This window comes from Saccharothrix sp. (assembly GCF_031180885.1).
Taxonomy (GTDB): domain Bacteria; phylum Actinomycetota; class Actinomycetes; order Mycobacteriales; family Pseudonocardiaceae; genus Actinosynnema.
In genome coordinates this window covers 86,807-108,727 of the sequence record NZ_JAPSLK010000022.1, presented here as the reverse complement: position 1 = coordinate 108,727, position 21,921 = coordinate 86,807, and the positions used below count along the sequence as shown (strand labels likewise).

23 protein-coding genes and 2 pseudogenes are annotated in these 21,921 nt (G+C 72.6%); 12 read left to right on the top strand and 13 right to left on the bottom strand.

Translation table 11 applies throughout. The annotated features are described in order from the left end of the window. Window positions 1–99 precede the first annotated feature (99 nt). From RIN75_RS24220 to RIN75_RS24210, 3 genes are all read right to left on the bottom strand, one after another. Complete coding sequence (locus tag RIN75_RS24220; RefSeq protein WP_309114295.1) at window positions 100–1,887, bottom strand: S8 family serine peptidase; 1,788 nt, start codon at window positions 1,885–1,887, stop codon at window positions 100–102. A gap of 11 nt (window positions 1,888–1,898) precedes the next feature. Continuing rightward, a complete protein-coding gene (locus tag RIN75_RS24215) occupies window positions 1,899–2,177 on the bottom strand; it encodes a hypothetical protein (protein ID WP_309114294.1) in 279 nt (92 codons plus the stop codon). 108 nt (window positions 2,178–2,285) lie between these two features. Beyond that, on the bottom strand, window positions 2,286–3,116 hold the full coding sequence (locus RIN75_RS24210; RefSeq protein ID WP_309114293.1) for a hypothetical protein: 831 nt from the start codon (window positions 3,114–3,116) through the stop codon (window positions 2,286–2,288). Between the two features lie 345 nt (window positions 3,117–3,461). On the opposite strand from RIN75_RS24210, the gene RIN75_RS24205 reads away from it, so the two are divergent. From RIN75_RS24205 to RIN75_RS24185, 5 genes are read left to right on the top strand one after another with little or no spacing between them, the layout of a single operon-like run. Then, window positions 3,462–4,949, top strand: coding sequence for an amino acid adenylation domain-containing protein (locus RIN75_RS24205; RefSeq protein ID WP_309114305.1), 1,488 nt, complete (start codon window positions 3,462–3,464; stop codon window positions 4,947–4,949). After that, window positions 4,946–6,136: a hypothetical protein gene (locus RIN75_RS24200; RefSeq protein WP_309114292.1), complete on the top strand. Its 1,191-nt coding sequence runs from the start codon at window positions 4,946–4,948 to the stop codon at window positions 6,134–6,136. Before RIN75_RS24205 ends, RIN75_RS24200 begins: the two co-directional genes overlap by 4 nt. An 11-nt stretch (window positions 6,137–6,147) precedes the next feature. Then, window positions 6,148–6,951 carry an enoyl-CoA hydratase-related protein gene (locus RIN75_RS24195; protein WP_309114291.1) on the top strand — a complete coding sequence of 268 codons (804 nt, stop codon included), beginning with the start codon at window positions 6,148–6,150 and terminating at the stop codon, window positions 6,949–6,951. Window positions 6,952–6,966: 15 nt separating this feature from the next. Next, window positions 6,967–7,476 carry a sigma-70 family RNA polymerase sigma factor gene (locus tag RIN75_RS24190; protein WP_309114304.1) on the top strand — a complete coding sequence of 170 codons (510 nt, stop codon included), beginning with the start codon at window positions 6,967–6,969 and terminating at the stop codon, window positions 7,474–7,476. Beyond that, window positions 7,473–8,156 carry a zf-HC2 domain-containing protein gene (locus RIN75_RS24185; protein ID WP_309114290.1) on the top strand — a complete coding sequence of 228 codons (684 nt, stop codon included), beginning with the start codon at window positions 7,473–7,475 and terminating at the stop codon, window positions 8,154–8,156. Before RIN75_RS24190 ends, RIN75_RS24185 begins: the two co-directional genes overlap by 4 nt. Before the next feature lie 9 nt (window positions 8,157–8,165). Here RIN75_RS24185 and RIN75_RS24180 read toward each other — a convergent pair whose 3' ends face one another. The 3 genes from RIN75_RS24180 to RIN75_RS24170 form a co-directional block, all read right to left on the bottom strand. Then, on the bottom strand, window positions 8,166–8,603 hold the full coding sequence (locus tag RIN75_RS24180; protein WP_309114289.1) for a hypothetical protein: 438 nt from the start codon (window positions 8,601–8,603) through the stop codon (window positions 8,166–8,168). Window positions 8,604–8,672: 69 nt separating this feature from the next. Further along, window positions 8,673–9,833, bottom strand: a complete 1,161-nt coding sequence (locus RIN75_RS24175) for an endonuclease/exonuclease/phosphatase family protein (protein ID WP_309114288.1) — start codon at window positions 9,831–9,833, stop codon at window positions 8,673–8,675. 373 nt (window positions 9,834–10,206) lie between these two features. Continuing rightward, window positions 10,207–12,732: a CHAT domain-containing protein gene (locus tag RIN75_RS24170; protein WP_309114287.1), complete on the bottom strand. Its 2,526-nt coding sequence runs from the start codon at window positions 12,730–12,732 to the stop codon at window positions 10,207–10,209. 67 nt (window positions 12,733–12,799) lie between these two features. On the opposite strand from RIN75_RS24170, the gene RIN75_RS24165 reads away from it, so the two are divergent. Then, entirely contained in the window at window positions 12,800–13,348 is a 549-nt protein-coding gene (locus tag RIN75_RS24165) for a helix-turn-helix domain-containing protein (RefSeq protein ID WP_309114286.1), read from the top strand. A 35-nt stretch (window positions 13,349–13,383) separates the two neighbouring features. Here the strand turns inward: RIN75_RS24165 and RIN75_RS24160 are convergent, their stop codons facing one another. The 5 genes and pseudogenes from RIN75_RS24160 to RIN75_RS24140 all read right to left on the bottom strand — a co-directional run bounded on the left by RIN75_RS24160 (window position 13,384) and on the right by RIN75_RS24140 (window position 15,647). Next, window positions 13,384–13,527, bottom strand: coding sequence for a hypothetical protein (locus tag RIN75_RS24160; protein WP_309114285.1), 144 nt, complete (start codon window positions 13,525–13,527; stop codon window positions 13,384–13,386). Window positions 13,528–13,622: 95 nt separating this feature from the next. Further along, window positions 13,623–13,813 (bottom strand): annotated as a pseudogene (locus RIN75_RS24155) (DUF664 domain-containing protein); the annotation flags it as partial. A 15-nt stretch (window positions 13,814–13,828) separates the two neighbouring features. Next, a complete protein-coding gene (locus tag RIN75_RS24150) occupies window positions 13,829–14,272 on the bottom strand; it encodes an SRPBCC family protein (RefSeq protein WP_309114284.1) in 444 nt (147 codons plus the stop codon). A gap of 95 nt (window positions 14,273–14,367) precedes the next feature. Then, a complete protein-coding gene (locus tag RIN75_RS24145; RefSeq protein ID WP_309114283.1) occupies window positions 14,368–15,246 on the bottom strand; it encodes a helix-turn-helix transcriptional regulator in 879 nt (292 codons plus the stop codon). Between the two features lie 71 nt (window positions 15,247–15,317). Then, window positions 15,318–15,647 (bottom strand): helix-turn-helix domain-containing protein, encoded by a 330-nt coding sequence (locus tag RIN75_RS24140; RefSeq protein ID WP_309114282.1) that lies wholly within the window; start codon window positions 15,645–15,647, stop codon window positions 15,318–15,320. A 142-nt stretch (window positions 15,648–15,789) separates the two neighbouring features. On the opposite strand from RIN75_RS24140, the gene RIN75_RS24135 reads away from it, so the two are divergent. The 3 genes and pseudogenes from RIN75_RS24135 to RIN75_RS44195 all read left to right on the top strand — a co-directional run. Further along, complete coding sequence (locus RIN75_RS24135; RefSeq protein WP_309114281.1) at window positions 15,790–16,068, top strand: hypothetical protein; 279 nt, start codon at window positions 15,790–15,792, stop codon at window positions 16,066–16,068. A 205-nt stretch (window positions 16,069–16,273) separates the two neighbouring features. After that, window positions 16,274–16,588: a J domain-containing protein gene (locus RIN75_RS24130; protein WP_309114280.1), complete on the top strand. Its 315-nt coding sequence runs from the start codon at window positions 16,274–16,276 to the stop codon at window positions 16,586–16,588. A gap of 59 nt (window positions 16,589–16,647) precedes the next feature. Then, window positions 16,648–17,016: pseudogene (locus RIN75_RS44195) on the top strand (DUF5995 family protein); the annotation flags it as partial. 24 nt (window positions 17,017–17,040) lie between these two features. Here RIN75_RS44195 and RIN75_RS24125 read toward each other — a convergent pair. Beyond that, a complete protein-coding gene (locus RIN75_RS24125) occupies window positions 17,041–17,694 on the bottom strand; it encodes a response regulator transcription factor (protein ID WP_309114279.1) in 654 nt (217 codons plus the stop codon). A gap of 83 nt (window positions 17,695–17,777) precedes the next feature. On the opposite strand from RIN75_RS24125, the gene RIN75_RS24120 reads away from it, so the two are divergent. Together RIN75_RS24120 and RIN75_RS24115 are read left to right on the top strand one after the other, a co-directional pair. Then, complete coding sequence (locus tag RIN75_RS24120; protein WP_309114278.1) at window positions 17,778–18,440, top strand: response regulator transcription factor; 663 nt, start codon at window positions 17,778–17,780, stop codon at window positions 18,438–18,440. A 26-nt stretch (window positions 18,441–18,466) separates the two neighbouring features. Next, a complete protein-coding gene (locus tag RIN75_RS24115; RefSeq protein WP_309114277.1) occupies window positions 18,467–19,702 on the top strand; it encodes a HAMP domain-containing sensor histidine kinase in 1,236 nt (411 codons plus the stop codon). On the opposite strand, the gene RIN75_RS24110 is transcribed toward RIN75_RS24115, so the two are convergent. Further along, window positions 19,689–20,105, bottom strand: a complete 417-nt coding sequence (locus RIN75_RS24110; RefSeq protein ID WP_309114276.1) for a hypothetical protein — start codon at window positions 20,103–20,105, stop codon at window positions 19,689–19,691. The genes RIN75_RS24115 and RIN75_RS24110 overlap by 14 nt on opposite strands. Window positions 20,106–20,174: 69 nt before the next feature. Between RIN75_RS24110 and RIN75_RS24105 the strand changes: the two genes are divergently transcribed. Further along, window positions 20,175–21,917, top strand: coding sequence for a fibronectin type III domain-containing protein (locus tag RIN75_RS24105; protein WP_309114275.1), 1,743 nt, complete (start codon window positions 20,175–20,177; stop codon window positions 21,915–21,917). Window positions 21,918–21,921 lie beyond the last annotated feature (4 nt).

The window sequence follows — 21,921 nt, the reverse complement described above, 5'->3', positions numbered from 1 at the left end:
GTGGGGCGGACCCGATCACTTGTCAACGACCGCCGGCACGAACCTTCGGCGCGCGGTGCCTGCGGCGCTGCTTCGACGCCGCAGGCACCGAAGAGCAGATCAAGCGCGGAAGAGGGCCTCCGCGTCCAACTTCCCCCAGCCGTAGCGGGCGTTCCACACCGGCCCGGTCGCCGCGTCCCGCCGGGCCGAGATCCGCAGCCGTTGCTGCACCTCTTCCGGCGTCAGCCGCGGCTCCCGTTGCAGCATCAACGCCACGATCCCCGCCACGAACGGCGTCGCCATGCTGGTGCCCTGGATCGTCACGTACTTCCCCGACGGGTGCCGCCGCCCCGCCAAGCGCGGGTTGGTGGCCATGTCCGAACCCGCCGACAACGCGGCCGTCACCACCTGGCCCGGCGCGACGATGTCCGGCTTCTGCACCCCGATCCGCGTCGGCCCCTCGCTGGAGAACGCCGACAGCGAGTCCACCGACAGCCCCGGCAGGGTCGAGTCACCCTGTGGACCCTCGAACTTGTTGCGGGAGATCAGGGAACCCACCGCGATCGCGCGCTCCTCGGTCGCGGGCATGCCGATCGAGTAGCCCTCGACGGGTGTGCCGGGGAACATGAGACGGCCGCCCTCGACCGAGCCGGCCCACGCGTGGACTTCGCCGTGCACCACGGAAAGCGGGGTGATGCGGATGGTCCAGCGGTCGTCGACCGTGCCGTTGATCATCAGGAAGGTCAGGTTCTGCTCGCGGTTGACCGGGTTCTCCACGAAGTCCGCGACGAACGTGCCGTCCGGTGTGGAGGTCTCGCCCGTGTTCGGCTCGAACCTGGTCCCGCTGGGCGACTCCACGAACACGTCCACCTGGTCGCCGCGCGGGATCCACACGTCGCAGAACACCAGGCCGGTGTCGGGGACGCGCACGGTGAACTTCAGCTCCTCGCCCACCACCAGGCGGCCCTGGGCGTGGACGCCGTCGTCGCCCTCGTTGCCGGCCGCGACGACCACGATCCGGCCCGGTCCGGTGGCCCGCGCGATCTCGTTCTCGATCGCGGACGTGCCGTCGTGGGCGCCGAAGTGGCCGCCGAGGCTCAGCGAGACCACCGCGGGGCGGTCGCCGGCCAGCTCGAACGCCTGCCGGATGCCCTCGATGATGTGCACGTCCAGCAGGGGCTCGGCGCGCACGCCCATCAGGGAGCACTCGGGGGCCACCCCGCGGAACCTGCGGTCGGTGGCGCCCCGGCCGTTGCCGGCCGCGATGGACGCGCAGTGCGTGCCGTGGCCGCCGGGGTCGCCGGTCGGGATGGCCGGGCCGCCGTTGAGCGCCTTGTTGATCGCGCCCGCGTCGAACACGTCGAACTTCGACTCCTCCGTGCCCGCCGGCACGTGGGCGTGCAGGAACCGCTCCAGCCGGGTGGTGCCGTCGTCGTGGCGGAAGTCCGGGTGCGACCAGTCGACCCCGGTGTCCACCACGGCCAGCAACACCCCGGCGCCGGTGAGGTCGCCGTGCGCGGCCTGCACCGCGTCCACGCCGGTCACCGGGCCGCGGGCGCGGTCCATGCGGGTGAACATCTCCTTGGGCGCCTCGGCGCGCAGCAGCCACGGCTGACCGTCCAAATCGGACAGTGCCGACACCGGGACGCCCGCCAGCACCACCACCTGCCCGGACGAGTCCGGGTCCGGCGGCACGGAGACCACCCCGCCGCCCGCCGCCGCCAGCCACTGCTCGGCCGCCCCGAGTTCGGCCGACCGCACCAGGAGCTTCACCGTCGTGCGGCGCGGCGCGGTCTCGCGACCCAGCGTCCGCGCCCCGAGGCTCTCCTCCACCGGCAGGTCCGACTCCGCGAACGCCGCCGCCCTGCGCAACCGCGCGTCCAGAACCGTGTCACGTCTGGGCTCCATCGCCCCGCCCTTCAGCCGTGCCCGAGAGTCCTGAGGGTTCGGGGTCCTTCGACGGCGAGCACCCAGGTCTCCTGACCGATCCGGCGCAGCACGGGGGGCGAGACGGTGCCGATGACCGAGCCGGGGCCACTGCTGGTGACCTCCATGCCGAGCGACGCCAGCCGCCCGGCCGCCTCGCCGACCTCGGTCCCGCCGCGCAGCCGCACCAGGGCGGTCCGCCGGTCGCCGTCGTCGGCTTCCCGGCTCCACCGCTCCAGCTCCGGGGCGAGCACCCCGCGCCTGGGCTCCACGTCGGCAAACGCTACCTCCCCGCGTGCACCTCTACCCGGGGTATCGGCCGTTCGGAGTCGGCGTTAGCGCCCGAACGGGCGACAGCGGGGGTAGCGCGGCCGACACCTTCAGGCCGGGACCCGGGTCCGCCCACGCCCGGTGAGGAGACCACCGACCGCGCCGAGCACCAGGACCAGCGACGACGACAGCAGGTCGCCGAAGTCGAGCAGGGGCACCGGCCACAGGGCCGCGCCGTAGACCCACGTGGCCCACCCGTTCACGAAGAGCGCCCAGACCGCGAACAGCACCGCGATCGACGTGCACAGCCAGTTGCGCTCGACCCACGCCAGCCCCAGCACGCCCACCGCCACCACCAGCAGGTGCCCGTACGGGAAGATCATCACGAAGTGGGCGACCAGGATCAGCGCCAGGACGGCGATCGCGGTCCGGAGCTTCCGCTTCGCCACCAGCGTGACCGCGACGACGCCGACGACGAGGACGGAGAGGGCGAGCGGCCAGCCCAGCCGGTTGAAGAACAGCTCGGTGAACACCGGCACGCCCAGCAGCGGGAAGGCCAGCACGAACAGCGTGACCTGGGCGTAGAGCCGCGTGGAGGTCTCCACCCCGACCTTCCGCGCCCGCCACCGGTACCAGCCGACCGTCACGAGGAACGCGATGGTCAGCGCGACGATCCAGTAGAAGTCCTTCCACAGCGACGGGTGCGTGCCCCAGAGGTGGCCCGCCTGCCCCGTCGGGTGCAGCCAGTGCCAGAGCGAGGGCAGGTCGTTGCTCGACCACGTGCACCCGGACGGGCACCCCTGCGGCAGGTACCACGGGATCGCCCCCGCGACGACCAGCCCGAACAGCAGGAACGGCAGCCAGTGGCCGTTGCGGTCGCCCCGCACGCGCCGCCGCAGGGCGGACAACTCGTCGAGCAGGCTCTTCGGATCGGCGTCCACAGCTCTCCCCCCACCTTCACACTACGACGCAATCAGGTTTGCATTACAAACCTCGCGCCGTCAACCAGGCCCCCCGATGGCGCACTCGCACCGCAGCTAACGGCCCAGGACGGCGCAGCCGATCTTCGACCTCATGTCGAAACCCGATTCGACGTGGTGAGAGCCCATTTTAGTCCTGAATGGAGCGCTAAACAGTCCACAATGGACCCCCAAAGCCCCCGAATGGACCATTCGCGCGTATGTGTGGAGCAACTTTCGCATCTCATTTGAACATTCAACCGGTCTGTCTCGTTCGAACCGGGTGCCAACCCCCAGCCGACGAGAGGGACGCCCCCCGTGACCGCGATGACCACGCTCAACGCGCTATCCCCGGACGACCGCGCCCGGTTCGACCGGTTCGCCCGCGGGCCGGTCGAGACGCCGCCGTTCCACCGCGTCCACCACGCCTTCCAGGCGCAGGCAGCCCGGCGGCGGGACGCCCCGGCGGTCGAGCACGAGGGCGCCTGCCTGACCTACGGCGAACTCGACGCCCGCTCGGACCAGGTCGCCGCGACCCTGGTCGCCGCGGGTGTCCGGCCCGGCGACCACGTCGGACTGTTCCTGACCCGGTCCACCCACATGGTGGTGGGCCTGCTGGGCGTGCTCAAGGCGGGTGCCGCGTACGTGCCGCAGGACGTGCGGATCACCCCGCCGCACCACTTAGAGCACGTCATGCGCACTGCCGGGATCGACGTCGTCCTGACGACGAGCGAGCACGCGAGCGGCATCGAGGCCGGCACGGTGCTCAGCCTGGACGCCCTGCCGCGCCGGGACGTCACCCCGCCGCGGGTGGACTCGGGCGACACCGCCGTGGTGATCTTCACCTCCGGCACCACGGGCGTGCCCAACGGCGTCCGGGTCACCCACGCCAACCTGTGCAACGTGCTGCTCACCGCGCCGGGGTCGCTGGGCGTGCGGCCGGGTGACCGGGTGGCGCAACTGCTCAACATCGCGTTCGACATGGCGGTGTGGGAGATCTTCGCCGCGCTCAGCCACGGCGCCACGCTGGTCGTGCGGGGCCGGGAGGTCCAGCGGGCGGCCGAGACCGCGACCGTCCTGATCGCCACCCCCGGCGTTCTGTCCACAATAGACCGGAGCCGGTGCCCGGACGTCCGCGTGGTCGCGGTGGCCGGTGAGCGGTGCCCGCAGGCGCTGGCGGACGAGTGGTCGGAGCAGGCGGAGTTCCACAACGCGTGCGGGCCGACCGAGGTCACCATCGTCAACACGGTGAGCCGCTACGACGGCCGGCGGCTGACCATCGGGCGGCCGGTGCCCAACTCGACCGTCTACATCCTCGACGAGGACCTGCGCCCGTGCCGGATCGGCGAGGTCGGCGAGATGTGGGCGGGCGGCGCGTGCGTGACCGCCGGGTACCTGGGCAACGACGTCCTCACCGCCCAGCGCTACCGGCCGGACCCGTTCCTGGGCGGCGACCACGTCATGTTCCGCACCCGCGACCTGGGCCGCTGGACCGCCGACGGCGAACTGGAGCACCACGGCCGCACCGACGACCAGGTCAAGGTGCGCGGCTTCCGGGTGGAGCTGGACGCGGTCACCTCCGCGCTGGAGACCACCCCTGACTGCGTGCGGGCCACCACGGTCTTGCACGACGGAGCGCTCGTCGGGTTCGTCAGCCCCGCCACGGTCGCCCCGGACGCCGCGCGCGAGGCGGTGGCCCGCGCCCTGCCGTACTACTGCGTGCCGTCCCTGGTCGTCCCGGTCGACGACCTGCCGCTGACCGACCGCGGCAAGGTCGACCGCGCCGCCCTGCGCGCCCTGGTGAGCGTCGGATGACCGCGCTGGAGACGACCGCCCGCGGCACGTGGTTGCGCAGGCGGCCCTTCACCCACCACAACCGGCTGGCCGCGGCGGTCGTGCTGGTCAACCTCGCGCTGTTCGGCGCGGACCCGGCGGACATGGTGGTGGCCAACCTGACCCTCGCCGTGCTGGTCCGCCAGCAGCACGTGATCAACCTGTTCTTCCGGGTCGCGACCAGCGCGCCGACGACGTGGCCGTTGAAGGTCCGCTGGACGCTGGGCAAGGTCTACCACTTCGGCGGCCTGCACGTGGGCGGGACGGTGTGCGCGACGGCCTGGTTCGCCGTGGTCGCCTGGACCACCGCCGACCCGCTGGCGTGGGTGATCCTGGCGCTGCTGGTGGGGATGGTGGTGTTCGCCCTGCCGAGGTTGCGGGCGCGCAAGCACGACCTGTTCGAGCGCACCCACCGGTTCGCCGGGTGGACCACCCTGGTGCTGTTCGCCGTGCACTCCGCCGCGCAGCCCGGGTTCTTCGGCTCGGTGCCGTTCTGGCTGCTGGTGCTGGTCGTGGTGAGCGTGGCGCTGCCGTGGCTGCGGTTGCGGAAGGTGCCGGTGCGGATCGTGCGCCCGTCCAACCACGTGGCGCTGGTGTCGTTCGACTACGGCGTCACGCCGTTCGCCGGGTCGTCCACGGCGGTCAGCCGCAACCCGCTGCTGGAGTGGCACTCGTTCGCCAACGTGCCCGCGCCGGGGCGCTCCGGGTTCCGGCTCACCATCTCCCGGGCCGGCGACTGGACCGGTGCGCTGATCGACGACCTGCCGACGCACCTGTGGGTCAAGGGCGTGCCCACCGCCGGGGTCGGCAACATCGACAAGCTGTTCACCCGCGTGGTGTGGGTGGCCACCGGCAGCGGCATCGGCCCCTGCCTGCCGCACCTGCTCTCCGGCGACACCCCGTCCCGGCTGGTGTGGTCCACCCGCGACCCGCGCGCCACCTACGGCGACGACCTGGTGGACGAGATCCTCGGCGTGCAGCCGCACGCGGTCGTGTGGGACACCGGCCGCGACGGCAAGCCGGACCTGGTCGAACTGGCGCTGCGGGCGCACCGCGAGTTCGAGGCCGAGGCCGTCATCTGCATCTCCAACAAGAAGACCACCTGGCACGTCGTGGAATCGCTCGAAGCGCGCGGGGTGCCCGCGTTCGGCGCGATCTGGGACTCGTGAGGAGCCGGCCGATGGACGACAGCGCAGTGGACCACTCGACACTCGTCGTGGAGACCGACGACGACGGCATCACCACGCTCACCGTGTCCCGCCCGCCGGCGCGCAACGCGCTGTCCGGGCAGGTCCTGGCGGAGCTGGCGCAGTTCCTGTCCGGGCCGGCGGTGACCGGGTTGATCCTCACCGGGGCGCCGGGACCGGCGTTCGTGGCCGGCGCGGACATCCGGGAGATGGCGGCGATGACCCCGGAGGAGGGTGAGCGGTTCGGGGCGCTGGGCCAGCGGGTCACCCGGCTGCTGGAGGAAGCGCCTTACCCGGTCGTGGCCGCGGTGGACGGCTACGCGCTGGGCGGTGGCTGCGAACTGGTGCTGGCGTGCGACTTCGCCTACGCCACCCGGCGCTCGGTGTTCGGGCAGCCCGAGGTGGTGCTGGGGCTGATCCCCGGCTTCGGCGGGTGCGTGCGGCTGCAACGCCTGGTCGGGCCGGCCGTCGCGCGGGAGCTGATCTACACCGGGCGGCACGTGGACGCGGCGGAGGCGCTGCGGTTGGGGCTGGTCAACGCGGTGTTCGAGGACCGCGCCGAACTGCTGGCCGCCGCCCGTGACACGCTGCGCCAGGTGGCCCGCAACTCGGCCGACGCTGTCTCGTTGACCAAAGCCGTGATCAACGGAGTGCGCGGCCGGACCGTGCCCGAGGGGCTCGACGTCGAGCTGGCCGCGTTCCGCGAGGCGTTCACCACGCCCCACATGCGCGAGGGGACCGCCGCGTTCCTGGCCAAACGCCCACCCGTGTTCGGGTCGCCGATGCCGCGCGACTAGCCGAGGAGGTGCACCATCAACGACAGTCACACCGCGCTGCTGCGCGCCCTGCACGACGAGCACGCGCCCGCGCTCTGGCGGTACGTGCGCCGCCTGACCGGCGACGAGGAGCTGTCCAACGACGTGGTGCAGGAGGCGCTGCTGCGGGCCTGGCGCAACCCGGCGGTGTTGGAGCAGGGCACCGCGGCGGCCCGCGCCTGGCTGTACACGGTCGCCCGGAACGTGGTGATCGACGAGCTGCGCAGCGCCCGCGCCCGCTGGGAGGTGGGGTCGGCGCGGGTGCCCGAGCGGGTCCGGTCGGACCCCAGCGACGCGGCGCTGGACGCCTGGCTGGTGGCCGACGTGCTCACCCAGCTGACCCCCGAACACCGCACCGTGATCGTCCGGGCGTACTACATGGGCCAGTCGGTCGCGGAGCTGGCGGCGGAACTGGACGTGCCCGAGGGGACGGTGCGGTCCCGCTTGCACTACGGTCTGCGGGCACTGCGCCTGGCGTTGGAGGAGAAGGGGGTCACCGGACGGTGAGCGGGCCAGTCGATCCGTACCGGGACTGGGGCGCCGCGTACGTGCTGGGGTCGCTGGCCCCGGCGCAGCGGCGCGAGTTCGAGGCCCACCTGGGCGGGTGCCCGGAGTGCGCGGGTGACGTGGCGGCGCTGGCGGGCGTGCCCGGCCTGCTGTCCGCAGTGCCGCGCGATCGCGCGGTCGCCCTGCTGGAGCCCGAACCCGCGGGTGAGCCTTCGGTCCTGGCCGGGTTGCTGGCCGTCGAACGCTCGCGGCGCCGGTGGGCCCGCCTGGCGACCGCCGCCGCCGTCGTCATCGCGGCCCTGGTGGGCGCGGCCGTGACGGTCCTGCTCCGGCCGCTGCCCCCGCCGGTGGTCGCCGTCCCGCCGGACGTCGTGATGCAGCAGACCGTGCCCAGCCCGGTGACCGCGAGCGTGCGCTTGGTCGACGAGCCGTGGGGCACGCGCATCGAGGTCCGATGCTCTTACGCGGTGCCCGCGTCCGGCCCGCCGCCGCCGGCGTTCGCGTACGCGTTGTACGTGGTGGACGAGCAGGGTTCCGCCGTCGAGGTAGCCACCTGGACGGCGGGCCCCGGCTCCACCACCCGCCCGGTGGCGACGACGAAGCTGGGCCGCTCGGACGTCACCGCGATCGAGATCCGCTTGGTGGACAAGGACCTCGTGATCCTGCGGGTCGAGTTCTGAGGTGTGTCTTCAGGTGTCGTACTCGCCGCTGTCCCAGGGTTCGCTGAAGGCCATGTAGTTGCCCGGGTGCAGCTCCACCCACCAGTCGCCGTCCTCGCCGGGCCGGGCGAGGAGGCCGAACGTGGTGCCGAACCGCTCGACGGCGAAGGGCGCGACCTCGATGCGACCGAAGGCGACCTCGCCGAGTTCCCGCAACCTGGCCTCGTAGCGGTCCCGGCGGTGCTTCGCGTCCAGGGTGGCGCGGGGTCCCAGTTCGTCGATCCGGGCCTCCAGGAGGCGGCCGGCGGCGTCGAACAGGAAGAGGGCCACGAACTCGTTGCCCGGGTCGTCCGCGGTGGCGGGTTCGAAGGGGGTGGTGAGGAAGAACTGCCGGCCGTCGGCGGTGCGGCCCACGTGCTCGGCGTGGTAGTCGTCGTGGTCGATCGCCACGAGGTCGGGTGCGCCCATGCCGGCGGACCCTAGCCTGCCCGGCCGGCCGGGCAGCAGCGCATCTCTACGACTCGGCCCCACCGAGGCTCAAAGGTCGACGTCGATCCACACCGCGGCGTGGTCGGAGGCGCCGTGGCGGGACGCGGTGATCTCCGGGTAGATCTGCCACTGCTGCGGCGGGTTGACGTTGTCCGGGTCGCCCCACAGCCCTTTGCGGAACACACCTCCCGCGGTGGTCAGCTCGGCCAGTTCCGGTGAGACCAGGATGTAGTCCAACCGGTTGCGGAGGCTGCACGACTGGAAGGTGCCGGGACGTGGACCCGGGTCGAAGCCGGCCAAGCTCGCGGTGTCGACCAGCGGGGTGCCGGGGCCCAGCAGCGGTTCGAGGGTGGGGTGTTGGGGCGGGATGTCGTTGGTGGGCCCCTTGTTCAGGTCGCCCAGCACGGCGATCAGCTCCGCGCCCTCGGCGCGCAGGTCGTCGTAGATCTCGCGGACCCGCGTGGCCTGGCGGCGGCGCAACGGATCGGGGTTGCCGCTGGAGAACGACTGGCTCTTGAAGTGGTTGGGCAGCACGAACAACTCCCGCCCCGCCACGCGCAACTGGTACACCGGGCAGTCCCGGCTGAACAGCGCCCGGTCGGCGCGCTCCGGGTCGGGGTCGTCGACGTGGCTGCGGACCGACTCGACGGTCACCCGCCCGGTGGTCATCAGGCCCACGTCGATGCCGCGCGGGTCGTTGCCGTCCACCAGCATCGCGTGCGCGTAGCGGCGGTCCAGCAGGGCCTCGTTGAACCGGACGAGGGCGGGACGGTGCTCGGCCTCGACCAGGCACAGGACGTCCGCGGCGACCTCGTTGACGACCTTGGCGGTCATCCGGGTGGCGACCTCGTCGACCGGTTCGGTGATCAGGTCGACCCAGCCGATCCAGTCACCCCGGCCGGTGGCCACGATGGCGACGTCGCCGCTGGACTGCTTGAGGAAGTCACCGCGGTTCTCCCGCAGCAACGCCCACGCCTCGAACGGGCGCGGGTTGAGCACGAGCCGGTCGGTGCGGACGAGGACCCGGAGGGTCTCCAGCGCCGCCAGCATTTCCTGCTTGTCGGTCTCGGTGTAGACGGGTTCGGCCGACACGGTGTTGAACCGGCTGTAGGCGGCGAGCACGGGACCGGCCTCGGCGGCGGTCCCGGACAGGGCCTTCGCCCGCTCGAACAGGTTCTCCACGTTGAAGGTCGCAAGTCGCAAGGTCATGGCGACGCCTCGATTCCACGGTGTCTTGCCTGTCCAGTCGCCGACACCCACGACCGGGTTACGACCGTCACCCGTTCGTGTGAGGCGCGCAGCGCGGCTTTCGGCGCGCAGCGCCGTCGGGCAGTGCCGCCGGGGCACACACCTCAACTTGGGCTTCTTGCTTGTGTCATCCCCGTATGGCCCGCCCGAAGGGCTACCACATTTTGGTCGGGTGCAGCCAAAGAGTTTTGCGAGGAAGATCTGCGGCGGATCGCAGTTCCTCCGTCAGGTGGGAAACGTGTGCCGGCACACGTTTCGGCCCGCGACCGTTCCAAGCAATGCGCGGTCGGAGTCTTGCTCGATCCAGACCCTTTCACACTTTGCGCCGGTTCTGTCATGCGCCCCAGTGGAGGTGGGACGCCCACAGGTACGGCGTGGCGGTGTGGGCGTCGCGGTGGGCGCGGACGGCGGTGTGCAGGGCGTGCGCGGACCGTCCGACGTCAAGGCCGGTGGGGGTGCGCAGGGCGCGGTAGAAGCGGGTGGCGAACTCGACGGCGATCTCGTCGTCGACCGCCCACAGGGTGCCGACGACGTGGGGGAAACCGGCCACGTGGAAGGCCGCGGCCAGGTGGATCGCCTCGTTGAGGAAGCGGTCGGCCTTGTTCAGGGCGGTGTTGCAGGCGGAGAGGTAGGCCAGTTGGGCCGAGTGCAGGTCGATCGGGACCAGGTGGGCGACGGTGAGCGGGGACTCGGCGTGGTCGTGCAGGAGGAGGCTGCTCGCGGCCGGGTCGGTCGTGTCGTGCGTGCCGTGGCAGGCGAAGTGCGCGATGGCGTGCTTGGGGAGTTCGTCGAGGACGCGGCGGGTGGTCGGCGTGTCGGGGCCGGTGGTGCCCGGTGCCGGCTCGACGAGGGTGAGCGGGTCGGGCAGGAGGGTGCGCAGGGCCTCGGCTTCGCGGAGCACGTGCGGGAGGTGGCCGTCGCCGGGCAGGCCCGGGGTGGTGGGCATGGCGACGATGAGCGAACTGGTGGGGTGCTGGGCCGTTCGGGCGCGGGCGTGGCCGAGGGCGCGGATGGTCGGGGTGTAGGAGGAGATCACGCGGTCGAGGACGGTGCGACGGGAGCGGTCGGTGTGGTGGCCCGCGGCGTGGAGGGGGAGCAGGCCGAGCCTTCCGCCGGGTGCCCACCACACGCGCGGCCATTCGCTTGTCGGGGTGTCGCGGTGGCCGAGGTGGTCCAGGACTGGGCCGGTGACGTTGTCCCACAACCATTCCAGGATCGTGGTGAGGGTGTGTTGGGTGTCGGGGCCGTGCGCTGAGGGTGCGATTTCGCGGCGGGCCACGCCGTGCAGCGCTTGGTGGAAGTCGGTGGTGCGGTCGACGACGGCCTGTTCGGTGACGCCGGGGAGCGGGAGGGCGGTGACGCCTTCGGGGGTCAGGATCAGGGCGTGGCAACGGTTTTCGGTCAGGATGAGGGTGACGACCGGGCCGTGCGCGGCCTGGGCGTGCAGTTCCGGGCCGGTGGGTGGGAGACCGAAGCGGGCGAACCCGTCGAGGGCGCGGATGTCCCGCAGGGTGGCGGCGAGTTCTTCCGCGATCGCGATGCGGTCGGTGTCGCGGTCGGTGTCGCGGTCGGCTTCGAGGTTCCCGCCTGCGGCCTCGGAAAGGGCCATGAACAGCTCTGTCGTGGTCTTCATCCGGCCCGCCACGGGGTCGGTGTGCACGGTCTGGCCGGTGTGCCGGTCGAGCCGGTCGCGGACGTCGGCGAAGCGGGCGGCGAGGTCGGGGCGGACGCGGCGCAGGTCGGTGAGGTCGCCGCGGGTTTCCAGGGTCTGGCTCGACAGCACCGCCCGACCGCTTTCCACCAGTTCCAGCGCGCGTTGTGCGGCGTAGGGCGAGGGGACGGCCAGGGCCGCGTCCGCCGCCTCGTCCACCAGGGTGGAGATCCCGGTGAGCTGGTGCTGGCGGTCGCGCTGCGGCAGGCGGTGCGGGGTCAGCTCGGGCACCAGCCGGACCGCGGCCTCCAGCAGGTCCGCTCCTTTCGCCAGGTCGCCTTTGCGTTCGGCCATGATCGCCGCCGACCGTGCCGCAGTCATGCGCTGGAACGTCTGACCTGCAACGTTTTCCGCCGCTTCGGTGTAGCAGCGGAGGGCGTCGTCGAGGTCGGCCGGGGAGTTCCGGAGTTCGGACCGCATCCGCAGCACGTGGCCGAGGTTGGACAGCCAGCCGGTGCGGTCGGGGTGGTCCGGCGGTGTGGCGTCGACCGCGCGGCGGTGGGCGTTCACGGCTTCGTCCAGATCGCCCAGCCGGCCGGTGTGCTCGAACGCGGTCCGCCAGGCGTTGCCGAGTGTGGTCAGTCGTGCCGCGAAGACCGGGTCGTCCGCCGGGGTGGCGTCCACGGCGCGTCGACACGCGTCCAACGCGCCGCCCAGGTCGTCGTCCACCATCGTCCGCTCGAACCGGACCCGCAGCGAGACACCCAGTTCGGCCAGGTAACGGGCCTCGTCCGGGTCGCCCGGCGGCAGCCGGTCCAGCACGTCCCGCTGCGCCGCCACCGCCGCGTCCAGGTCGCCCGGGTTCCCGATGCGCTCGAACCGGGCCCGCAGCACCATCGCGAGGTTGGTGACCGCCGCCGGGTACGAGGGGTGGTCCATCCCCGTCGCGGCCACCGCCTGGATCGCCGCGCTCACCGCCTCGAACAGGTCTTCGACGGCGTCGGTCCGCCGGTACCGGTCTTGCAGGGCAGCGCACAGGTTCATGAAGTGCACCGCCTGGTCCGGGTGGTCCAACGGCGTCAACGCGGCGGCCCGACGGGCCGCGTCCACCGCCTGGTCCAGGTCACGCACGTCCCCGCCGCGCCGAAACCGCCCGATCAACGCCACGCTCAACGTGGACAACCGCCGAGCTTCCCCCAGATCGCCCATTTCCCACCCTGACGGACCACCACGCCGCTAACGTGAGGCACGGTCGGAGTCACGTGGGAGGACGTGGATGCGCGCCGACGCCCAGCGCAACTACGAAATGCTGGTGGAGCACGCCAAACTGGCGTTCGCCGAACACGGCGTGGACGCTTCCCTGGACGCCATCGCCAGGCGCGCGGGCGTGGCCAGCGGCACCCTCTACCGCCACTTCCCCACCCGCCTGGACCTGGTCGAAGCCACCCTCTCCCACCAGATCGCCGACCTGATCGGCCTGGGCCACCACCTCCTGCTGCCCACCCACGACCCGTTCACCGCCCTCTCGACCTGGCTGCACGCCACCCTCCACCACGCCCTGACCTACCGGGGCCTCTCCGCCACCCTCCTCAACACCACCCTCGACCACACCCCGGAAACCCCGTCCCCCTGGCACAAGGAACTCCTCGACACCACCACCCACCTCCTCAACCGCGCCCGCGCCGCCAACACCATCACCACCGAAGCCACGGACACCGAGATCCTGAAAACCGTCACCGCCATCGCCTGGGCCACCCGGAACGCCCCCGACCAAGCCGACCGCCTGCTCACCCTCCTCCTGAACGGCCTGCGCTACGGCAGGTAGCGCGCGGAGACTCCGCGGCGGTGAGTGCGCGGTGCTCAGTCCGGGGTCAGGCGGTAGCGCTTGTCCCTCAGTTGCCGGAGTGGGGCGTTCGGGCAAGCGCGGTTCGGGGCCTTGGCGAGGTCGAGGACCTGGCCCCATGCGCACGGGTCATCTCCCGGAGGCGGGTCCTGCTCACCCATGCGGCGACGATAAGAGCGGTCCGGGCGCCGCGACAGCGATCATGCGCCGGAACATTCCGCCAAAGTGCATGAGGTGACTATCGCCGAGGGCGTGGTCAGCGGCCGGTGGTGCCGTCGATGAGTTCGCGGAGGATGTCGGCGCGGCCGGCGTGGCGGCCGGTTTCCTCGATCAGGCGTGGGTGAGTGCCCCGCGGGCGCTGGGGCCTCCCGGGCGGAGCGGGGCGGTGAGGTCGGTGTGGTGGTCGCGGACGTCATCGACGCGTTGGACGGTGTAGCGGTGACGAGAGGGCATGGCGTTCGATCACTCCGTCAGGGTCGATGCGTGGGAGGCGAGGCCGTCGGCCATCTGCTGCATCACGCGCGGCATGACGCGTTTCATCAGCCAACCCAGCCCCCAGCGGGCTTTGTACGTGCCGTGCCAGTGGATCGTGGTGCCGCCGTCGGGCGTGGGCGCGAGGTCGATGGTCGCCCGGTAGTCGTGGATGGCCGAGTTGAAGGCGTCCTCGTAGGTCAACCGCTCCTCCTCGACCAGTCCGGTCAGCCGTTCCCCGGTCACCGTGCGACCGGAGCGGAACGCGCGGACCGCGCCGACCGGGTCGCGGCCGTCGGCGCCCAGGCCGCTGGACCGTTCGACGACAAGACTGTCCACAGTGGACCAGACCGGCCAGGTGCGGGCGTCCACGAGCAGGTGCCACACGACGGCCGGAGGTGCGGTCGAGGTCGCGGTCGCGTTGTAGCTCAACATGTTCCGTGAAGTCCCCAGTGCAGACGTCGTCAGTGCACCCCCGACGCTAGGTGACCGGCCACCCGCGAACCATGCGCCGGATTGGCGGGAATCGATCAGATCTTGCGGTACACCGAAGGGCGGACGCCGACTTGGGCGAGGAACGCCGTCGACAGGGCACCGGGACTGGCGAAACCGCAGCGCTCGGCGATCTGGCCGATGGTCAGGTCGGTGGTGGTGAGCAGCCGGCGCGCCCGGTCGACGCGCAGCCGGGTCAGGTACCGGTGCGGTGTCTCGCCGGTCGCGGCCCGGAAGACGCGGATGAAGTGGTACACGCTCAGGTGCGCTTCGGCGGCGATGTCGGCCAGCGCCAGCGGTTCGGCCAGCCGTTCGCGCATCACCGCGATCCCGGCGCGCACCGCCGCGTGCTCGGGCCCCGGCAGCCGCTCGTGCCGGCCCCGGGTCAGCAGGTGGGTGGCGAGGAACGCCGCGGCCGACTCGGCGTAGAGGTCGTCGACGCCGGCGGCCGCGGGCAGTCCGCGCACGAGGTGTTCCAGCACGGGGTCGCCCCCGGCCACCGCCGCCGCCAGCGCCTCGAAGTCCGGCTCCGGACCGCCCAACCGGTCCGCGGCCTGGGCGACGGTCCCCGACGGGACGTGCACCTGGATCGTGCGCATGGCCGACGACGCCCGGTACTCGCGCACGCTCCCCCGCCCGGGGACCATCAGCTCCAAGGTCCCCGGCACCCTGCGGGTCCGCACCGGCTTCCCGCCCGAGCGTGTCCGCATGTCCACGTCCCCGGCGACGTACAGCACCAAGTGCAGGTCGGCGACGCCCGGCAGCGGCACGTGGTCCGCCTCGGCCACGTGGTCGAAGGACTGCACCAACAAGGACCGCCAGCCCGCGTCGTCCCAGGAGGAGAACGTGCGCCGCACCAACGCCCCCGAGTCGAACTCCGCGTAGGGCGCGAGGTCGAAGTCCGGCGAGTCGAACACCCCGCCAGCCTAGCCGGCCCGGCGATCAGGGGCGGTCGGCCGCCGGACCGCCCACCGCGCCGGCCCGGCGATCAGGGCTGGTCGGCCGCCGGACCGCCGTCGAGGCGTTCCTGGAGGACGGCGATCTCGTCGTGCGCGGCGGCCAGTTCGTCCTCCAGCCCGGTGATCCGGGTGGCCGCCGCGAGGGTGTGGCCCTCGTCGAAGAGGGCGCGCAGGCGTGCCGCGTAGGTCAGTTGGCGGCGGGAGTAGCGGCGGTGGCCGCCTTTCGAGCGCTCGGGGCGCAGGGCGCCGGCCGCGTCGAGGCTGTGCAGGAACGCCACCTGGACGCCGAGCAGCTGCGCCGCCTGACCCGTGGTGTACGCCGGGTAGTCGGGGTCGTCGAGTTTGTCCAGGTCGGCCACCGGCTCACCGTTCGTCCGCGGGGCTGAGATCCGCACGCCAGTCTAGCGGGGGCCACCCCTTGACAAAACCTCCAGTAGCAGCTATATAAAAGCTGTAGTTGGGCATACGACCTGGGCGTGGGAGACCGGGGAGTGGTGCGCGATGACGACAGTGGTGGGCGCGGAGGAGTTCGCCGATCTCGTCTACGGCGACCCCGCCTGGCTCGACGCGGAGTTCGACGCGATCGTCGCCGCCAACTTCCCCACGGAGCCCTTCCCCACCGAGCCCTCCCCCGACCGCGCCGAGCCGCCGGGTCACCCGGTCGCGCGGCGGCCGGTCGACCGGGAGCCGGTCGGCGTCCGGGTCGTGCTGCCGGTGCACGCGTGGGCGCGTCAGCGCTCTCCGCCCGAAGGGAGGTACGAGGCATCCCGCACATCGTGACAACGGTTGACCGAACACCACGGGTCCGGCCGGGGCCTGTCCGGGCCGGTGTCGCCCACGGCGTCTCGTGACGCGGCGCCCCGGCGGACCCGCACAACCGGCGCGCGGCCCCGCACGACCGGTGCGCGCGGCCCGGCACGACCAGCGCCCCGGCGGACCCGTGCGACCAGCGCTCGGCCGGACCGCCGGCCACGACCGCACGACCATGACCCGGAACCGGCCAGACCCCCACGACGTCCTCGGCGTCCCCCCGAACGCGACGCAGGCCGAGATCACCGCCGCCTACCGCCGCCTGGTCCGCGAACTGCACCCCGACCGGCGCACCCCGGACCCGGACCGGCTCGCGGCCGTCCTCGCCGCGTACCGCCTCCTGCGCGCGCAACCCGCCCGCGCCCCTGCACCCGAGCCCGCTCCCGTCGCCGAGCCGGTCCCGGGCGTCCCCATCCCGGTCCACGTGCACCGGCCACGCACCCCGGACCTGCGCGCCGGCCCGGTCCGCCGCCACCGCACGACCGGCTGACCACCCAGCGCCGTCCGCGCCCGCCCCGGTTCCGGTGGGTTCCCCCGCGCCCCTCCCGGGTGAGCCGACGGCGTGGAGGGCTGAAACCCCTTGCGGTCCCTGGTGTCCGGCACGGCGCGGGGTCGACTACCGGGCGGTCCGGTCGGCTGGGTCGTGTCGACACCGGCCGGCGCTTCGACCCGGGAGCCGACCATGACCCACACCCCGTCCAGGTCCCGACCTCAGTCGAGCAGGTGATCGACCGGATGCGGGAGATCGACCGGCAGTTGGACCCGCACGACGGCGTCGCCTGCTTCAACCGGATGTACCTGCGGGTCACCGAGTTGGTGGCGCAGAACATCGTGGACGGCTTCTTCGAGGACCCTGCCTTCCTGGAACGCATGGACGTCCTGTTCGCCGACCTCTACTTCAAGGCCGTCGACGCCAAGACCCCCGCCCGTGCTGGTCCGGCTTCACCCGAGCCGGTAGCCGATGCCGCGGACGGTGTGGATCACCTGGGGTGGGCGGAGTTTGCGGCGGAGGGAGGTCATCAGGACGTCCAGGACGTTGGACTTCGGGTCGGCCATCTCGTCCCACGCGTGGCTGATCAGGTCGGCACGCGACACGGTCTCGCCCGCCCGGGTCAGCAGCAGCTGCAGGACGGCGAACTCGGTCGGGGTCAGGGTCAGCGCCACACCGGCACGGCTCGCCTCGCGCCGGCCCACGTCCAGTTCCACGTCCCCGTGCCGCAACAGCCCCGGCGGGCCGATCGCGCCCCGCCGGCACAGGCTGCGCACCCGCACCACCAGCTCGTCCATCGCGAACGGCTTCACCAGGTAGTCGTCCCCCACCCCCAGGCCCGCCACCCGGTCGGCGACGTCGTCCAACGCGGTCAGGAACAGCACCGGCACCTGGAAACCGGCTTCCCGCAACCGCCGCACGTGGTCCAGCGTGTCCCCGCCGGGCACCATCCGGTCCAGAACGGCGCAGTCGTAGGAGTTCACCGCCAGCGCCTCGTCGGCGGCGGCCAGATCCGCGGCCACGTCGACCGCGAAGCCCTCCCCCCGCAACGACAGCGCGACGGCGAACAGCAGGTCCTCGTCGTCCTCGGTCACCAAGATCCGCACGGACCCCACGGTATCGCCACGCCCCCACCCGCCGACCCGCTAGCGTGCGTCCCCAAACCGAGCCGAGCGGGGAACCAAGGCGGATGCGCGTGCTGGTGGTGGAGGACGACGAAGACCTGCGGGTGGCGGTCACGGCGGAGCTGCGGGGTTCGGGGCTGGACGTGGACACCGCCTCGACCATCGCCGAGGCCGACCGGAGACTGACGAAGACAACGCACCAGTGCGTGGTGTTCGACCGGATGCTGCCCGACGGCGACGCGATCGACTACGTCCAGGACCGCCGCCGCCAGGGCTGGGCCGTGCCGGTGCTGTTCCTGACCGCGCGCGACACCGTGGCCGACCGGGTGGACGGGTTCAACCACGGCGGCGACGACTACCTGGTCAAACCCTTCGCCATGGACGAGCTGGCCGCCCGCGTGCTGACCCTGGTCCGGCGGGCGGGTCGCGGGCGGCCCTCGGTGCTGCGGCACGGTGACCTGGAGGTCGACTGCGCGCGGCGCGAGGTGACCCGGGCGGGCGTGGCGCTGACGTTGAGCAGCAAGGAGTTCGCGGTGCTGGAGTACCTGGCCGCGCACGCCGGGCAGGCGGTCAGCCGCATCGAGTTGATCGAGCACTGCTGGGACGCCGAAGCCGACCTCGCGCCCAACGCGGTGAACGTGGTGGTGCTGCGGCTGCGGCGCAAGCTGCGGTCCCCCGAGTTGATCCACACCGTGGGCGGCTACGGCTACCGGCTGGGGCTGTCGTGAGCGGGTCGGGTGCAAAAGGGTCGGGTGTGAGCGGGTCGGCGGCGCGGTTGCGTGCGCTGCGCCGGGTGCTCACCGTGCTGTTCACCGCCATGAACACCGCCGGGCTGCTGGTGCTGGCCATCGTCGTGGTCCGCGAGGACGCCGAGCAGCGCGCCGAGCGGCTGGACGCCGAACTGCGCCGGGTCACCGCGGTGGCCAGCCGGCTGATCGACTTCGAAGGATCCCTGGTCACCGCGGAACTCGTGCGCGACCCGATCAACCGCGAGTGCCCCCAGTTCGCGATCCTGCCCGGCGGCGCGCCCCGCGAGTTCCTCGGCCACACCAGCGACCAGGCCTGCGCCCCGGTGGACATCGGCGTGCTCAGCGGCCTGGCCACGGAGGCGGTCGGCAAGAACGCCGTCCTCCAGGGCGACAAGGACGACCTCCGGGTCCGCGCCGAACCGCTGCGCACCGAAGACGGCGCGGTGGTGGGGGCGATCGTCGCGGTGACCGGCCTGGGGCCGGAGCGGTCCCGGCACCAGGTGGTGCTGTGGACGGTGATCGCGGGCTGCCTGGTGCTCGCGGTGGCGCTGGGCATCGCCGGGCACGTGCTGTCCGGGCGCGCGATCCGCCCGGCCGCCGCCGCGTTGGAACAGCAGGAGGTGCTGCTCGCCGAGACCGCGCACGACCTGCGCACCCCGGTCGCCGCCCTGCGCGCCCTCGCCGAATCCGCGTTGCGCCACCCCGACCAGCACGGCGAACTGCTGCCCCGCACGGTCCGGCTGGCCGGCCGGATGGGCGGGATCATCGACGGTCTCCTGGTCCGGGCGCGGCTGGCAGCCGGCGTGGAACAACTGACCATCAAACGGGTCTGGCTGGACCAACTGGTCGCCGGCGTGGTCGAGGAAACGCCCAAGCACGGCGCGCAGGTCACGCTCACCGCCGCCCCGACCGCCGTGGACGTCGACCGCACCCTGGTCCAACGAGCCGTCGGCAACCTGCTCAGCAACGCCCTGCGCCACGGCCACCAACCCGGCGTCGAGGCGATCGTGCACATCACCGTGGCGGACGGCCGGGTCACCGTGGCCGACCACGGGCCGGGCATCGACGCGGCGCTGGCCGAGGAGGCGTTCGACCGGTTCACCGGGTCCGGCGCGTCCTCCGGGCTGGGGCTGTCGATCGTGCGCTGGGTGGCGCTCGCGCACGGCGGTTCGCTGCGGGTGTTCAACGCCGAGGAGGGCGGCGCGATCTTCGAGTTGAGCTTCCCGGTCAGCGGACCGTGAACGTGCCCCACGGCCGCAGCGTCACCCAGTCGCCGTCCAGGCGGTAGGCGAGGTAGTAGGTGTACTCGCCGGGCGCGGGGAACGCGCGGTGCAGCCGGATCTCCTGCGGGGTCGTGCCCAGGGTGTGGTCGCGCAGCTCGGGGAAGTCGTGCGGGACGCCCGCCGCGTCCTGCACCCGCACGGTCAGCCCGCGCAGGGTCAACTGCCGGTCGGCGGCCAGGTCGGCGCGCAGGGTGACCTCCTGGCCGGCCTTGGGCCGCGCCGGTTCCAGCCGCAGCGGACCGGCGATGGTCGGCTTGGCGGGCAGGGCGGCGACGGGCACGTCGCGCTCGGCCGTCAGCGCGACGACCGCGAGAACAGCCGCGACGAGGACCGCCGCGGGCACCAAGAGCTTGCGCTGCACCAGTTCTGGACCGTTCTTGTATCGAGTGCCATACGCTACGTGACCGAGCCTTCAGGGGGAGCGGAACGGATGAAGTTGTTCACCAAGTGGACCGGCAAGTGGGGTCGCCGCGGTCCGGTCGCCGCCCTGACCGCCGGGTGCGTCGTGGTCGCGGCGGTGGCGGTCGGCGGGTCCGCCGACGTGCCCGCCCTGGAGTTCCTCAACCCGGGGCACTGGGTGGTCAACACCGCCGCGGGCAAGGTCTACCACGTCGACGGCGCCACCAAGCAGGTCGACGCGGAGGTCCCGCTGCCCGGCGCGAAACCCGGCAGCGTCGTCGTGCAGGGCGACACCAGCGGGTACGTGGTCGGCGCGGGCCAGTACACCGAGTTCGGCAAGTCCACGCTGCGGGTCGAGGCCACCACGCCCGCGCCGGCCGCCGACGAGGTCCCGGTGCCGCTGGAGACCGCGGGCGGGCCGTACCTGGTCTACCGGGACGCGGCGGTCGTGGTGCGGCTGGGCTCCGAGCACGCCGTGATCGACGTGGGCGGCGAGCTCGGCAACCCCGTCGCCACCGAGGACGGCACGGTGTGGCTGCACCGCGTGGACACCGGCGCGCTGTGCAAGCTGGCGCGCGGCACCACCGTCCCGTCCTGCCCGGCGTCCGCGCCGGCCGGTCACAAGGGCGGCCTGACCGTCGTCGGGGGCAAGCCGGTGTTCGTGGACACCACCGCCGACACCATGCGCGCGGTCGAGGGCAACGGCCCCGAACGACCGCTGGGCACCGACGTCCCCGAGGAGACGCGCGTCGCGGCGGCCGACGTCGACGGCCGCGTGTCCATCCTCGACCCGGCGGGCACGCTCTACCTGGTCGACTCCGCGCCCGTCGTCGGCGACCGGCCGGCGGCCAAGAACGTCGTGGTGGACCTGGAAGAGGGCCAGTACACCGGGCCGGAGACCACCGGCTCGACCATCGCGGTGCTCGACCACGGCAGCGGCCGGCTGGTGACCTACGACAGCGCCGGCACCCGCCGCCAGGTCACGCCCGTGCCGCCGGAGTCGGGCAAGCCGCGCCTGACCAAGGCCGACGACGAGCGGGTCTACGTCGAGGGCGGCGAGGGCAAGCACGTGCTGGTGGTCGACCCCGGCGGCGCGGTCACCGAGGTGCCCGTGGAGCGCAAGCCCCAGCCGACGACCACCACGACCACTCCCCCACCGCCTGCCCCGACGACCACGACCGAGCAGGTGACCCGGCAGAACCCGCCGGTGATCGCGGCCGGCCCGCCCGGCGCGCCCTCGGGCGTGACCGCCACGCCCGGCAGCGGCTCGGCGGTGGTGACCTGGGGTCCGGCGGCGGACAACGGCGCGCCGGTCACGGCCTACCACGTCACCTGGAACGGCGGCGGCCTCACCGTCCCCGGCAGCCAGCGCAGCGCCACGGTGAACGGCCTGGCCGACGGGACCGCCTACACGTTCACCGTGGTGGCGGAGAACCGGGTCGGCCGCGGTCCGGGGGCGTCCGCGCAGGCCACGCCCCGGCGGGTGCCGACGATCACCGTCACCCGCGGCAAGGACACCACGACCGACTCGTGCCGCGCGCCGGACTGCGCGTTCATCCACATCGAGATGCGCGGTTTCGCGCCCAACACGTCCTACGAGATCATCCCGTACGCCAGCGAGTGGGGCCGGGTGAACCCCGGCGTCACCCTGACCACCGACGCCGAGGGCACGCAGATCGTCGACGACCGGTTCCCGTTCAGCGGCGACGGCCAGACGGTGTGGGTCGTGGCCGGCGGCGTCGAGTCCAACCGCTACTACTGGGAGAAGCAGTGACGAC